At 70.4% G+C, this 13,578-nt stretch carries 13 protein-coding genes; 7 read left to right on the top strand and 6 right to left on the bottom strand.

Annotation, left to right across the window (positions count from 1 at the left end):
- Window positions 1-3 precede the first annotated feature (3 nt).
- From ACLQ2O_RS05520 to ACLQ2O_RS05510, 3 genes are read right to left on the bottom strand one after another with little or no spacing between them, the layout of a single operon-like run.
- Window positions 4-831 carry a carbohydrate ABC transporter permease gene (locus tag ACLQ2O_RS05520; RefSeq protein WP_425827842.1) on the bottom strand — a complete coding sequence of 276 codons (828 nt, stop codon included), beginning with the start codon at window positions 829-831 and terminating at the stop codon, window positions 4-6.
- The gene (locus ACLQ2O_RS05515) at window positions 828-1,757 is read right to left on the bottom strand and encodes a carbohydrate ABC transporter permease (protein ID WP_425827840.1); all 930 of its coding nucleotides are present in this window, start codon (window positions 1,755-1,757) and stop codon (window positions 828-830) included. The genes ACLQ2O_RS05520 and ACLQ2O_RS05515 overlap by 4 nt, the downstream gene beginning before the upstream one ends.
- Entirely contained in the window at window positions 1,754-3,052 is a 1,299-nt protein-coding gene (locus ACLQ2O_RS05510; RefSeq protein WP_425827838.1) for an ABC transporter substrate-binding protein, read from the bottom strand. Before ACLQ2O_RS05510 ends, ACLQ2O_RS05515 begins: the two co-directional genes overlap by 4 nt.
- Before the next feature lie 196 nt (window positions 3,053-3,248).
- Here ACLQ2O_RS05510 and ACLQ2O_RS05505 point away from each other — a divergent pair, with 196 nt between their 5' ends.
- The 3 genes from ACLQ2O_RS05505 to ACLQ2O_RS05495 all read left to right on the top strand — a co-directional run bounded on the left by ACLQ2O_RS05505 (window position 3,249) and on the right by ACLQ2O_RS05495 (window position 5,347).
- Window positions 3,249-3,860, top strand: a complete 612-nt coding sequence (locus tag ACLQ2O_RS05505) for a transcriptional regulator (RefSeq protein ID WP_425827836.1) — start codon at window positions 3,249-3,251, stop codon at window positions 3,858-3,860.
- On the top strand, window positions 3,857-4,555 hold the full coding sequence (locus ACLQ2O_RS05500; protein WP_425827834.1) for a hypothetical protein: 699 nt from the start codon (window positions 3,857-3,859) through the stop codon (window positions 4,553-4,555). The genes ACLQ2O_RS05505 and ACLQ2O_RS05500 overlap by 4 nt, the downstream gene beginning before the upstream one ends.
- 75 nt (window positions 4,556-4,630) lie before the next feature.
- The gene (locus ACLQ2O_RS05495; RefSeq protein ID WP_425827832.1) at window positions 4,631-5,347 is read left to right on the top strand and encodes a hypothetical protein; all 717 of its coding nucleotides are present in this window, start codon (window positions 4,631-4,633) and stop codon (window positions 5,345-5,347) included.
- Between the two features lie 206 nt (window positions 5,348-5,553).
- Here the strand turns inward: ACLQ2O_RS05495 and ACLQ2O_RS05490 are convergent, their stop codons facing one another.
- Window positions 5,554-6,705 carry a serine/threonine-protein kinase gene (locus ACLQ2O_RS05490; RefSeq protein ID WP_425827830.1) on the bottom strand — a complete coding sequence of 384 codons (1,152 nt, stop codon included), beginning with the start codon at window positions 6,703-6,705 and terminating at the stop codon, window positions 5,554-5,556.
- 138 nt (window positions 6,706-6,843) lie between these two features.
- Here ACLQ2O_RS05490 and ACLQ2O_RS05485 point away from each other — a divergent pair, with 138 nt between their 5' ends.
- From ACLQ2O_RS05485 to dhaM, 4 genes are all read left to right on the top strand, one after another.
- Window positions 6,844-7,404 carry an RNA polymerase sigma factor gene (locus ACLQ2O_RS05485; protein WP_425827828.1) on the top strand — a complete coding sequence of 187 codons (561 nt, stop codon included), beginning with the start codon at window positions 6,844-6,846 and terminating at the stop codon, window positions 7,402-7,404.
- A 113-nt stretch (window positions 7,405-7,517) separates the two neighbouring features.
- Window positions 7,518-8,522: a dihydroxyacetone kinase subunit DhaK gene (gene dhaK, locus ACLQ2O_RS05480; protein WP_425827826.1), complete on the top strand. Its 1,005-nt coding sequence runs from the start codon at window positions 7,518-7,520 to the stop codon at window positions 8,520-8,522.
- A gap of 2 nt (window positions 8,523-8,524) precedes the next feature.
- A complete protein-coding gene (gene dhaL, locus ACLQ2O_RS05475) occupies window positions 8,525-9,145 on the top strand; it encodes a dihydroxyacetone kinase subunit DhaL (protein WP_425829075.1) in 621 nt (206 codons plus the stop codon).
- A 243-nt stretch (window positions 9,146-9,388) separates the two neighbouring features.
- Window positions 9,389-12,259, top strand: a complete 2,871-nt coding sequence (gene dhaM, locus ACLQ2O_RS05470) for a dihydroxyacetone kinase phosphoryl donor subunit DhaM (protein ID WP_425827824.1) — start codon at window positions 9,389-9,391, stop codon at window positions 12,257-12,259.
- Here dhaM and ACLQ2O_RS05465 read toward each other — a convergent pair.
- Both ACLQ2O_RS05465 and ACLQ2O_RS05460 read right to left on the bottom strand, forming a co-directional pair.
- A complete protein-coding gene (locus ACLQ2O_RS05465; protein ID WP_425827822.1) occupies window positions 12,244-12,900 on the bottom strand; it encodes a hypothetical protein in 657 nt (218 codons plus the stop codon). The two genes, dhaM and ACLQ2O_RS05465, sit on opposite strands and share 16 nt — an antisense overlap.
- A 16-nt stretch (window positions 12,901-12,916) precedes the next feature.
- Window positions 12,917-13,450, bottom strand: a complete 534-nt coding sequence (locus ACLQ2O_RS05460; RefSeq protein ID WP_425827820.1) for a GNAT family N-acetyltransferase — start codon at window positions 13,448-13,450, stop codon at window positions 12,917-12,919.
- Window positions 13,451-13,578 lie beyond the last annotated feature (128 nt).

The raw sequence follows: 13,578 nt of genomic DNA, 5'->3' as shown, positions 1-13,578 counted from the left end.
GGATCAACCCTTCAGTCCGCTGGAGAAGCCGCGGATGACGTAGCGCTGGAGGACCAGGAAGACGACCAGGATCGGCAGCGCGGCGAGCACCAGCCCGGCCGCGACCAGCCCGTAGTCGGAGGTGTACTCGTTGACGAAGGCAAAGACCTTGACCGGGACCGTCTCCCGGCCCGAGCCGCCGAGGTACAGCAGCGGGGTGAAGAAGTCGTTCCAGACGTGCACCGCGTTCAGGATCAGCACCGTGCCGGTGATCGGCCGCAGCAGCGGGAAGATCACGTGCACGAAGGCCTGCAGGTGCGAGGCGCCGTCGATCAGCGCCGCGTTGGTGTAGTCGGCGGGCAGCGAGCGGATGAAGCCGGTGTAGAGGAACACCGTGAACGGCAGCTGGATCCCGGTGTAGAACAGGATCATGCCCTGGTAGGTACCGATCAGGCCGAGGTCGTTGACCAGCTGGTAGAGCGGGATCATGCCGAGCTGGAACGGCAGGATGATGCCGACCAGGAACAGGATGTAGAGGCCGTAGCTCAACCGCCCGGCCCGCCGGGCCAGGAAGTACGCCGCCAGCGAGCCGAGCACGATCAGCGCGATCACGCTGCTGACGGTGATCAGCGTGCTGTTGAACAGCGCGGCCCCGAGGGTCGCCGACTGCCAGGCGGTCCCGAAGCTGTCCACCGACGGCGGGTTCGGCGGCGCCAGCGGCGCGTTGGCGATCTGGCCCGGATCCTTGAACGCCAGCGTCACCAGCGCGTAGACGGGGAACAGGAAGGCGACCGCGACGGCCACCATGACGATCTCCAGGACGAAGGTCCGTGGACGGTATCCGGTCCTCATGCGGCGGTCTCCCGGGAACGCAGGTAGGCGATCTGGATGAACGAGACGGCGGCGACGAAGATCGCCAGCACCAGCGCGACGGCGGTGCTGTAGCCGAACTTCCCGTAGACGAAGGCCTGCTTGTAGAGCACGGTCGACAACGTGTCGGTCGCGTAGCCCGGTCCGCCGTTGGTCATGGCGATGATCTGGGTGAACAGCGTCAGGCCGCCGACCGTCGACAGCATCACGTTGATCGTCACCGCGGGCGCCAGCAGCGGCCAGGTGATGTGCCGGAACCGCGCGACCGTGCCGGCGCCGTCGACCATCGCCGACTCGTGCAGCTCCTTCGGCACCCCTTCGAGACCGGCCAGGAAGATCACCATCGAGTACCCGGCGCACTGCCAGATCACGGTGAAGGCGACCGACCAGATCGCGATCGACGGGTTACCCAGCCAGTCCTGCCGCAACGCCCCGAGCCCGACCGCGTTCAGCGCCGCGTTCAGGCCGGCGTCCGGCGCCGGGTTGTACACGTACTTCCACAGGAACGACACCATCACCGGGCTGACCACGACCGGGGCGAAGAAGACCACCCGGAGCACCATCCGGCTCTTGATCGTGGTGTGCACCCCGAGCGCGAGCAGCAGCCCGATCCCGTTCTGCACCACCACGATCGCCACCGTCAGCAGCAGCGTGTTGCGCAGCGCGCCGAGGGCCTGGTCGTCGTGCAGCAGCTCGCGGAAGTTCGCCAGCCCGACGAACGACCGCTGCTCGCCGACGCCGGACCAGTCGGTGAACGCCGAGCCGGCGCCGACGATGCTCGGGTAGAGCATCACCAGCGCGTAGACGAGCAGCGCCGGTACGGCGAACAGCCAGGGCGGCGTGATGCCACCGCCCCGGCGTACCCGCTTGACCGCGGCCGGAGGCGTCACCAGAGCCTGCGCCGTCATGCGGTCTTCCGGTAGGCCTCGTCCATCTTCTTCAGCGCGCCGGCCACCGTGTTCCGGCCACCGAGCAGCTCCTGGACGACGGCGAAGTGGGTCGGCTGGACCTCGGCGTTCGGCCAGCGCTGGTCCATGAACGGGACCGCCTTGTTGCCGGACAGGTACGGCAGGAACGGCTTCAGCGCCGGATCCACCTTCGCCTCGCCGTCGGAGTACAGCGGCACGCAGGCGATCGCCTCGGACCAGGCCGCGACCACCTCGGGCGTCCCGCAGTAGTCGATGAACTTGCGGGCCTCGTCGGCCTGCTTGCTCTTCGCGCTGACCGCCAGGCCGACCACGATGCCGCCGGGGATCCAGTTGTCGGCCGGGGTGTCGGTCGCCGGGAAGGGGAACATCGCCATGTCGTCCGGCGACGGCGCCGCGTCGCGGTAGGCCTGCAGCGAGGCCGAGACCTGGACCACCATCGCGGCCTTGCCGGTGCCGACCATCGAGGTCGCCTGCTCGTACGTCGTACCGTTCGGGTTCGGGTTGAAGTAGCCGCGCTTCTGCAGCTCGAGGTACTTCTCCATCGCCTCGGCCCAGCCGGACCCGGCGAACGAGGCGGAGCCCGCGATCATCTTGTCGTCGAAGTCGGGCTGCTTGGCGTAGACCGTGCCCGGAACCAGCGCGTAGTTGATCAGCTGGGTCACCCAGGGCGTCTGCGCGCCGAGCGCGATCGGGACGATCCCCTTCTTCTTCAGCGTCTCGCAGACCGTCAGCAGCTCGCTCCAGGTGGTCGGCACCTCGACCCCGGCCGACGCGAACGCCTTCTTGTTGTAGATCGCGCCGAGCACGCTGGTGCCGGGCGAGTAGATGTAGGTCTTGCCGTCCTGCTGGTAGGCGCCCTTGAAGCCGGTGGGGATCTTCTGGGTCCACGCCTGGTCACTCAGGTCGGCCAGCAGGTTGGCCTTGCTGAGCTGGACCATCGACATCGCGCTGCCGTTGCCCGGGTAGACCGCGTGCATGTCCGGCGCGTTGCCGGCCGCGAGCTGGGCGCGCAGCGCGGTCTGGAGCTGGTCGGCCGGCGAGAAGGACAGGCTGAAGTCGAACGAGCTGTTCGCCTTCTTGTACTCCTCGAGCGCCTTCCGCAGCCCGGCCTCCTGGCTGCCGGCACCGATCACCTTCAGGCTGCCGCCGCTCGCGGCGCCCCCGCCGGTGTTGGTGCTGCCGCACGCGGCCAGGGCGCCGGCGCCCAGGGCGCCGCCCATCAGCTGCAGGACTCGCCTCCGGCTGACCGGCGTACGGATGACCTCGGGTGCCATGGTTTTCCTCCTGAGTTTTGGGCAGCACGCAGCGCCGTGAGCTATCACGGTTGACTGGGAACAAATCATGGAGGAGTGTTATCTTCCTCACTGCGGCACGGTACGAAGCGCGCAGTTGGCATGTCAAGGGTTTGGACGTCACCTTTTGAAAGGATTCAGTACAGCGCCCCGATCGGCGGCCTGAGAAGATGGCCGGGTGCCCGAGACCACCCGTACCCTGCTGAGCGGGCAGGCCAGCGCCTGGCGGCGCATCCTGGACCACCCGTTCGTCGCCGAGACCTCCGCCGGATCGTTGCCCGCAGCAACATTTAACCGATGGCTGGCCGAGGACCACTTCTTCGTCCGCTCGTTCCAGGTCTACCTGGCCGAGCTGAGCGCGATCGCTCCCGACGACCAGGCCCGCGAGGTCCTCGCCGGCGGGATCGCCGCACTGGTCCCGGAGCTGGCCCTGTTCGAGAAAGCCGCCGCCGAGCGCGGGCTCGACCTCACCGCCGAGCCGTCCTTGCTGAACGTCGGCTACTCGTCGTACCTGCTCGGCACCGTCCGCGAAGGCTGGCCGGTCGCCATCACCGTCCTGTACGCCGTGGAGAAGGCCTACTACGCCGCCTGGGCCTCGGTCCGCGACACCACCGGCCCGGACACGCCGTACGCGGGTTTCATCGCGAACTGGTCGTCCCCGGAGTTCTCGGCGTACGTCGACCAGCTCGCCGCGCTCGTCGACCGCGAGACGCCGACCCCGTCGATGGAGCTCGGCTTCGACCGCGTCGTACGGTTCGAGCTCGCGTTCTGGGACCTGGTGCACGGGTGAGGACAGCCGTCCTCGTGAGCGGCGTCGTCGTGCTCGGTCTGCTGGGCGCGGGCGGCGGCTACCTCGTCGGCGACCTCACCCAGCCGACCACAGCCAGCGCCAACGGCGACGAACCGACGGGCAGCGACTCGCCGACGGCCGACTACATCGTCAAGACGCCCGTGCCGAACAACACGGCGGCCTTCAAGGCGACCGGACTGCGCTACCGCGAGCACACCTTCACCGTCCGGCAGGAGCCGGAGCCGACGGTCGAGGTGTCGATCGACATGCCCCGCGGCTGGCAGCTGACCAGCTCACCGAAGACGCCCGGCGAGGTGAAGTTCCTCGACCCGCTGAAGGAACGGGGCGTTCGGGTCGAGTCGGGGTTCCCGCCGGACCTGACCACCGCCGAGCAGCGCAAGAAGCTGATCCCCGGGCTCACCTCCAGCCAGGCGCCCGAGAACGACCTGAAGATCCTCGAGAACTACGACTCCACGGTGACCGACGCCCAGGGCGAGACCCGGAACGTCTCGACGCTGATCTACACCTTCATCCCGACCGAGACCCTGCGCTACGTGATCGTCCGCTGGGTCGCCACCGGCGGCGACGCGCAGGCCACCGTCGAGATGAGCGTCACCGGGCTGCCCCAGGACGCCGCCGGCCTGAAGGCCGTGCTCGCCCAGGCCAGCGAGTCGGTCACAGTTCGGGACGACTGAGCGACCGGGCGAACCTTTCTCCCGTTCACGGTGTCCAAGTGCCATCGGGGGTGGAACCGGGGAGGAGGGATGCCCGTGGCCGGGCGACTTGCTGGCGGCGTACTGCTGAGTGCTGGGCTGGTCGTGATCACGCTCGCCGGCGGGGCCGGTGGGTACGGGCTCGGGCATCTGACCGAGCCGCGGGACCAGCCGACCGCGTCGGCAGCGCCGTTGCGTCCGAGTGCCGAGGTCACGCCGACTCCGACCGAGCCGCTGAACATCGCGGTGAAGGATCCGACGCGGGCCTTGAAGAAGAGCGAGCTGCGGTACAAGGAGCGGGGGTTCGTCGCGGAGAAGACGGTCCGGTCGCAGGTGACCGTCGAGGTGCCGAGAAACTGGCCGATGACGCTGGCGGACCCGCAGGACGAGGCCCGGTTCACCGATCCGACCGGACGGCGGTTCGTCCGGGTCGAGGCCGGCTTCACCATCGAGCGCTTGCCGAAGGAGTCGATGGACGTTCGGGTCGCGCAGCTGGCCGACACCCCGCACCACGAGGATCTGCAGATCGTCAGCACGGTCGTCGCCGACGACGGGCGGTCGGCGACGCTGAGCTACACCTGGGTCCCGACGCAGACCCGCCCCCACGTCCCGCAGTCACTGCGGCACGTCATGGTGCGCTGGGTCGCGCTCGACGACACCGGCAACTGCGCCGTCGAGATCGGCGTGGGTGGGCTGGCCCAGGACAAGGACGGACTCCTGGCGGTGCTGGAGCGGGCGACCGAGACGGTCACGCGCAGCGACTCGTCACTATGAGACGTCGCGCGGCCAGATCGTGCGGAAGACGATCGAGCGGAACCGGTAGAACCGGCGACGGCTCGACTGGACCAGGGCCGGCGACGGCATCAGGCGGTCGATCACATCCCGCACGGGGACTCCTCAGGCGCGGTGAAACAGGGGCCGCAGCAGAGTAGGCGTCCGGGCGCACACAGTGAAATCCCCCTGACACCAAAGTTTACGTATCAGTTGCGTTGGACGGTGCTGTGCGCGGGCAGCTCGCCCATCGTCCGCGGCTCGACGTACCGCTGGTAGCTGAACCCAGCGGCCCCAGCCACCAGGAACGTCACCACAGCAGCCGCGATCCACCGCCCCTTTCGCCGCCCGGTCGGAGCCGCCTCAGCAGCTTCCGCCGGCTCGGCCACGGGCGCACTCTCGGCAAGTACCGGCGGGGTCTCAGGTGCCAGGACCTTCTCGGTGGAAGCCTCACCAGGCTTCAGCAGCGTCGGCGCGTTGGAGTCACTCAGCGCGGTCGACTCAGGATCGTCACCGACCCGCACCGGCTCGGTGATCGCCTCGGCCCGCAGCACGTACGACGACGGCAGGAACCCGTGCGTCGTCTCGTCCAACGCCCCGACCAGCTCCCGCGTGAACGACGCGACGTCCGGCCACCGGTTGGCCCGGTCAGGATCCAGCGCCCGCACGATCGCGTCGTCGATCTTGTCCGGTACGTCGAACCCCAGGCTGCTCGGCGGCGCCGGCGCGTTCACCCGCCCGGCCGCGCCCAGCCCGTCGACCTGGTGCGGCGACCGCCCGGTCAACGCGGCGTACGCGACCGCACCCAGCGAGTACTGGTCGGCCCGCTCGTCGAGCCGCTCGCCCATCGCCTGCTCGGGCGCGACGTACGACGGAGTCCCGCCCGGCATCGTGATCCGTGACACCTCGTCGAGCGACTTGCCCAGCCCGAGGTCCGAGAGCACCGCCCGCTCGCCCTCGTCCGTGCTGCGGAACAGCACGTTCGCCGGCTTCACGTCACGGTGCAGCAGCCCTCGCCGGTGCAGCGCCTGCAACCCGCGCCCGACCTGTACGACGACCCCGACCGCGTCCGCCGGCGCCAGCGGGTCCTTCTTCAACCGGTCCGCCAGCGTCCCGCGGTCGGCGTACGTGAGCACCAGGAAGGGGCGTCCGTCCTCGAGCTCACCGACGTCGTGCACCTGGACGACATGCTCGGACTCGACCCGGCGCAGGAACCGGCCCTCCTCGAGGAACCGCCGCCGGACGGCGTCGTCGTGGGCCCAGTTCTCGGCCAGCACCTTGACCGCGACCTCGGCGTCGAGCTGCTCGTCGTGAGCCAGCCACACCGTCGCGAAACCGCCTGAGCCCAGGCGTCGGCGCACGACGTATCGGCCTAGTCTGGATGGGACCCCCATACAAGGCATTATGGATCACTGGGAGTTCCCTGGTCCCGGGCCTGTTGACAACGCCGTTGACAGATCCGCGACCGGCCGTGGCAGATCCGAGCAGACAAGGCGCAGATGAGCGAAAGCAGCGGACCGACCGACGATCTCGGGGTCCTGGCCGAGCGGGCCCAGGGCGGCGACAAGGACGCCCTGGACGACCTGCTCCGGCTGGTCCATCCGCGGGTGCTGCGGATCTGCCGCAGCGTGCTGCCGTACTCGGCGGACGCCGAGGACGCCGCGCAGGAGGCGCTGCTCAACATCGCCACCAAGATCAACACGTACTCGGGCCGCAGCAGCTTCTCCACCTGGGTGCACTCGGTCGCGGCGAACTCGGCGCGCTCGACGTACCGCAAGCTGAAGCGCACCGCGCAGGCCGCGCACAACCCGGAGACGATGGACCGCCCGGACCCGCGCACCACCAGCGTGATCGCCGGCACCCGCCTGGACCTGCTGGAGGCCCTGGAGACGCTGGAGAAGTCCCGTCCCCAGATGGTCACGCCGCTGGTGCTGCGCGACGTCTACGGCCTCTCGTACGAGGAGATCGCCGCCGAGGTGGGCGCCCCGCTGGGCACCGTCAAGTCCCGCATCCACGACGCCCGCGAGGTCGTCCGCCCGCTGCTGCGCCCCAAGGACTAGGACCAGCGGCCCAAGGTCTGCCCGAAAGGGCTGCCTGGGCAACTTTGAACGTTCAACACCTGAGGCATCGCCGGGGACTCCCAAGACCGCGTGGTGTGTGCTCAGATGGGGTCATGAAGAAGCTCATCAACGCCCCTGCCGATGTTGTGAGTGAAGCGTTGCGCGGAATCGCTCTCGCGCATCCTGACCACCTCCGGGTCGACCACGAGAACCGGATCGTCTACCGCAAGGACGCGCACCGCGGCGGGAAGGTCGGGCTGATCTCCGGCGGCGGGTCGGGCCACGAGCCGCTGCACGGTGGGTTCGTCGGGCTGGGCATGCTGGACGCCGCGTGCGCGGGTGAGGTGTTCACCTCCCCGGTGCCGGACCAGATGATGGCCGCGACCAAGGAGGTCGACGGCGGCGCCGGCGTCCTGCACATCGTGAAGAACTACACCGGCGACGTGATGAACTTCGAGATGGCCGCCGAGCTGGCCGCCGCCGAGGCGGGCACCGAGGTGCTGTCGGTCGTGACCGACGACGACGTCGCCGTCCAGGACAGCCTCTACACCGCGGGCCGCCGGGGCGTCGGAGTGACCGTCCTGCTGGAGAAGATCGTCGGCGCGGCCGCCGAGGAGGGCCGCCCGCTGCAGGAGGTCGCCGACCTGGCCAAGAAGGTCAACGCCAACGGCCGCAGCATGGGCATGGCGCTCACCTCGTGCACGGTGCCGGCCGCGGGCAAGCCGACGTTCGAGCTGGCCGAGAACGAGATGGAGGTCGGCATCGGCATCCATGGCGAGCCCGGCCGGAAGCGGTTGCCCCTGGCACCGGCCAGGGACGTCGCGGCGCTGCTCGTCGACCCGGTGCTGCAGGATCTCCCGTACCAGCAGGGCGACTCGGTGATTGCCTTCGTCAACGGTATGGGCGGGACACCGCTGATCGAGCTCTACATCATGTACAACGAGGTCCGCCAGTTGCTCGACGCGGCCGGGATCACCGTCGCGCGCTCGCTGGTCGGCAACTACATCACCTCGCTGGAGATGGCCGGCTGCTCGGTCACGCTGCTCAAGGCGGACGACGAGCTGGTACGGCTCTGGGACGCCCCCGTGAACACCCCCGGCCTACGCTGGGGCGCGTGAGCATGGGTGTGGAGAGTTTCACGAACTGGCTGCGCGACCTGGCCGGCACGATGCACGAGAACGCGGCGTACCTGACCGAGCTCGACTCGGCGATCGGCGACGCTGACCACGGCAGCAACATGGACCGCGGCTTCCAGGCGGTCGTCGCGGTGCTGGACGAGACCACCTTCGACTCGGTCGACGAGCTGCTGAAGAAGGCCGGGATGACGCTGGTCAGCAAGGTCGGCGGCGCGAGCGGACCGCTGTACGGGACATTCTTCCTCCGCTTCGGTACGGCGCTGGCCGGCGTCGAGGTGACACCGGCCACGGTCGGCGAGGCGCTGAAGGCGGGCGTCGGCGGGATCCTTGCCCGCGGCAAGGCCGAGGTCGGCGACAAGACCATGTACGACGCGTGGGCGCCGGCGCTGACGGCGTACGAGGAAGCTGTTGCCGGGGGCTCGGAGCTGCGCGGCGCGCTGGTCGCCGCCGCAGAGGCGGCAGCCAAGGGACGCGACGAGACCGCGCCGCTGGTCGCCCGGAAGGGCCGCGCAAGCTACCTGGGCGAACGCAGCGTCGGCCACCAGGACCCAGGCGCGACAAGCACCACGCTGCTGCTGGAGTCGGCCGCACGCACGCTCGGATGATCCACACTCGGCGCTCATCGTCGGTGAGGAGCGTGGACCTTGCCCCCGGCTCCCGCTCGGGAGCCGGGTCCCGCTCGGGCTCCCTCTCCCGCTCCGGCTCCCTCTCCCGCTCCGGCTCCGGCTCCCGCTCCGGCTGCCGCTCCGACTCCCGTTCTCGCTCCGGCTCCCGCTCCCGCTCTCGCTCCGGCTCCCGCTCCGGCTCCAGGTCCCGCTCCGGCTTCGGCTTCGGTGAGGTGAGGTGACTTGATCGGGATCGTCGTGGTGTCGCACAGCCGGGCGCTGGCAGAGGCGGCTGTTGGGCTGGCGTCGGAGATGGTTGCTGCTGACAACCGTCCGGTGATCGCGGTTGCGGCCGGGCTGGACGAGACCACGTTCGGCACGGACGCGGCGGCGGTCGCCGAGGCGATCGCTGCGGTGGACGGGCCGGACGGCGTACTGGTGCTGCTCGACCTCGGGAGCGCGGTCCTGAGTGCTGAGATGGCGCTGGAGTTCGTCGATCCGGAGACCGCGGAGCGTGTGAAGCTTTCCAGTGCTCCGCTGGTTGAGGGGTTGGTCGCCGCGGTCGTCACGGCATCGACCGGGGCATCGCTGGACGCAGTAGCCGCCGAGGCCGGGCGAGGATTGTCCGGCAAGCAGGACCACCTGGGCGAGGCAGCGCCTGAGGCGACCGGGGTGGCCGGGGTGGCCGGGGCGATCGGCAAGGCCGGCGAGACCGGGGAGGCCGGCAAGGCCGGGGCGATCGGCGAGGCCGGAGCGGCCGTTGAAGGGGCGGCTGCTGGAGCGGTTGGCGAGACCGCGGCCGCTGGGCAGCTGACGCTGGAGGTTTCCCTGCGCATCGAGCACGGGCTGCACGCCCGCCCGGCGGCGAAGCTGGTCGGGGTGATCGGCCAGTTCGATGCCCAGGTCACCGTGCGCAACCTGGAAACCGATCAGGCTCCGGTCGACGCCCGCAGCATCAGCCGGGTCGCGACCTTGAACGCCCAGCAGTATCACCGCCTGGAGTTCACCGCGCACGGTCCTCAAGCGGCGGAGGCGCTGGAAGCAGTCCAAGCCCTCGCCGACCGGGACTTCGACGAGACGACGAGCTCACCGGCGGCGGACCGCCGGGCAGACTCCGGCCGTGCGGCCGACGCGAGCACCCCGGGCACCGCGGGCACCCCGACCACGGCGGGCACCGCGACCGACGCGGCGGACGCGAGCACCCCTGGCACCGCGGGCATCCCCGGCACCGCGACCGACGCGACCGACGCGACCGACGCGGCGGACGCGAGCACCCCGGGCACCCCCGGCACCGCCGCCGAGGCGGCCGACGCGGCCGACGGGCTCGCTCGGGTCCCGGGTGGGTCAGGGCTGGATGTGGCGGTCGGCCCGGCGGTTGTTGTGGCCGACGGTGTTGATCTGAGCGGCTACGCGCCGGGTGACGTCGACACCGAGCGGGAGCGGGCCACGCAGGCCCTGCTCACGGCCGAGGACCAGCTCGAGCGGCTGCGGGCGACCACCGCCGAGCGGGTCGGCGCCGGCGAGGCCGCCGTCTTCTCCGCTCAGGCCGCCTTCCTGCGCGACCTCGCGGTGATCAACCCGGTCTTCCGGGAAGTTGCCCAGGGCATCGATGCGGCGTCGGCCTGGAAACGGCCCTTCGACCAGCTGGCCGAGAGTTTCGAGCGGCTGGAGGACGCCTACCAGCGTGAGCGAGCGCTGGACGTCCGCAGTGTGCGCGACCGGGTGCTGCGTGCGCTGACCGGTGCGCCGGAAGCTGTGGAGCCCGCGCCCGGGAGTGTGCTCGTGGTCCCCGAGCTGGACGCGGCGACGGCGGCCGTGGTCGACGCGTCCGTGGCCGGCATCGCCGTACGGGCCGCGGGGACGACCGGGCACGGGGTGATCGTTGCCCGATCGCGTGGAATCCCTTTGATCACAGGGATTGGAGACGTTGTCGTCGCCGACGGCGTGACCGTGGGGTTCGACGCGCGGACGGGGTCGTTCGTGGTGGAGCCCGATCGGCGGGCCTTCGAGGTGACGATCCAGGAGCGCCAGGACGAGCGTGACGCCGCGCTGAGCGCGGTCGGCGAGCCGGCGACGACGACCGACGGGCTGACGATTCCCGTGCTGGCGAACGTCGGGTCCGTGCAGGACGCCCGCGACGCACGCGGCGCCGACGGGTCGGGGCTCGTACGGACCGAGGTGCTGTTCGGTGACCGGCGGACGGCGCCGACGGCGGCCGAGCAGGTGGCGGCGTACCGGGAGATCGCGGCGGCGCTGCACGGCAAGCCGATCACGATCCGGACCTGGGACGTCGGCGGCGACAAGCCGTTGCGGTTCCTGCCGCAAGCGGCAGAGGCCAACCCGTTCCTCGGGGAGCGAGGAATCCGGACGTTCCGGCACGCCGGGCCCGAGCGGACCGGGCAACCGACGCGGCCCGAGACGCCCGGGGTCCCCGAGCAGCTCACGACACGGCCCAAGACGCCCGGGGTCCCCGAGCAGCTCACAACACGACCCGAAACGCCCGGGGTCCGCCAGCAGCTCACAACACGGCCCGAGACGCCCGGGCGGCACGAGTTGCTCGCGACGCAGCTCGAGGCGATCCGTGAGGTCGCGGCCGAGACGCCGGTGCAGGTGATGTTTCCGATGGTGACCACGGCCGACGAGGTCGCGTGGGCGCTGCGGCAGCTCGGTCCGCGGCCGGACGGTCTGAAGGTCGGCATCATGGTCGAGGTCCCGGCCGCCGCGCTCCGGATCGAGACGCTGGCTGCCGGGCTCGACTTCGTGAGCATCGGCACCAACGACCTGACTCAGTACACGACAGCGGCCGACCGGACGAACACCGCCGTGGCCGCGCTGGCGGACGGCCTCGACCCCGCCGTACTGCGGCTGATCGACCGAGTGGTCCGGCAGGTCCCGCTGGGCGTCCACGTCGCTGTCTGCGGCGACCTGGCCAGCGATCCGCTCGCTGCGACGCTGCTGGTCGGCCTCGGCGTACAGGAGCTCAGTGCGGTCGGGCCGCAGGTCGCACTGGTGAAGGCGAAGCTCCGGGAGATCAGCGCGGTCGACGCAGCGATGGCTGCAGCGACCGCACTGACCCTGGACAGCGCAGCAGCTGTCCGTCAGCGGCTGAAGTAGCGCAGCTCAACCAGGTTGTAGCCGGAGGTCTTGGCCGGCTTGGCGGGGAGCGTGTACGACTCCCCGGGCTCCAGGTAGACCAGACCGGTCAGCGGCTCGGTCTCCAGGTCCAGGTCGACCACCAGCGCCGGGTAGGCGCCGGTCCGCCAGGTGTAGGACTCGTCGGCGTCCGGGGTGACGTGCTGGACCCGTACGTCGTCCTCGTCCACGATGACCTTCGCCGGGACCTCACCGACCTCGGCGAAGCTGCTATCGGCGGCGACACCCTCCGGTACGTCGTACGGCGTGCCGGAGGCCTCCTCGCCGAGGTCCAGCACCTCGATCAGGCGGTTCCGGTACGCCGAGCCGCCGTGATTGGTGAGCATGTGCACCGGCGACACCGGCCGGTAGACCGAGCCGCCGACCGTCTCGCTCAGCTGCCGCGCCGGGCTGCCGTCGAGCCAGTCCATGTGGCAGGGCGACGTGGACAGGCACAGCACGACGTACGGGTTGTGGTGCAGGTGCCAGCCCTGCGCCTCGCCCGGGTCGAGCGCGACCTCCCAGACCCGGACGCGAGGGTTCTCGAGCAGCACCCGGGTGCCGATCTCGCCGAGCACGACCTCGGTGCCGTCGGGGGCTTTCGCCGTGGTTCCAGCGGTCATGGTGGTGGGACTCCGATCAGTCGACGGATCGTTCCATCGCGACGCCGCCCAGGACGACGCCGTCAGGCATGGTCAGCTCCTCCGCGCCGAGCTCGGTGAAGCCGAAGGACTTGTACAGCGGTACGCCGGGCAGCGTCGCCATCAGCGCGAGCTTCGTGAACCCCTCCGCCTTCGCGGCGTCCACGCACGCGGTCAGGATCGCCCGGCCGAGCCCGCGGCGCGTCCAGTCGCCCCGGACGAACATCGCCCGGACCCGCGCCGGCTCGGTCGCCGGATCGAGCAGCCGCGCATCCGCACCGGCCCCCGTCCCGTTGTAGAGCTTGTTCCGCCGGCTCCACCCACCGCACGCGACGATCTCCCCCGCCGCCTCGTGCACGAAGTAGGTCCCGTCCTCGATCAGCGCCAGGTCCAGCGCGGCGATGTGCACCGCGGCACTCGCGGTCTGCCGAGCGTCGTAGTACGCCGGGAACAGCTCGACCGTGGAAGCCCGCATCAACTCCGCGATCGCAGGAGCATCACCGGCCACGGCCAACCGAAGAACAGGGGTCACGGACGCCAGGCTATTTCAGGCGCTCATGACGCCCCTTGGTGGGCCCGGGTGGCTCTGAACAGGAGGATGCCGCCGACGACCATGGCGATGCGATGGAGGCGCACGATGTGGGCCGTCAGGACGTCGGC

It is taken from the genome of Kribbella sp. DT2, assembly GCF_049844575.1.
Lineage (GTDB): Bacteria > Actinomycetota > Actinomycetes > Propionibacteriales > Kribbellaceae > Kribbella.
The sequence above is the reverse complement of the archived record's forward strand: the minus strand, read 5'-3'. Positions and strand labels throughout refer to the sequence as shown.

Bases quoted from the DNA above. Each gene is read 5' to 3' on its own strand.
- ACLQ2O_RS05510 (WP_425827838.1), bottom strand. From the start codon at position 3,052: ATGGCACCCGAGGTCATCCGTACGCCGGTCAGCCGGAGGCGAGTCCTG.
- dhaL (WP_425829075.1), top strand. From the start codon at position 8,525: ATGGGTGTGGAGAGTTTCACGAACTGGCTGCGCGACCTGGCCGGCACG.
- ACLQ2O_RS05465 (WP_425827822.1), bottom strand. From the start codon at position 12,900: ATGACCGCTGGAACCACGGCGAAAGCCCCCGACGGCACCGAGGTCGTG.
- ACLQ2O_RS05515 (WP_425827840.1), bottom strand. From the start codon at position 1,757: ATGACGGCGCAGGCTCTGGTGACGCCTCCGGCCGCGGTCAAGCGGGTA.
- dhaK (WP_425827826.1), top strand. From the start codon at position 7,518: ATGAAGAAGCTCATCAACGCCCCTGCCGATGTTGTGAGTGAAGCGTTG.
- ACLQ2O_RS05485 (WP_425827828.1), top strand. From the start codon at position 6,844: ATGAGCGAAAGCAGCGGACCGACCGACGATCTCGGGGTCCTGGCCGAG.
- ACLQ2O_RS05520 (WP_425827842.1), bottom strand. From the start codon at position 831: ATGAGGACCGGATACCGTCCACGGACCTTCGTCCTGGAGATCGTCATG.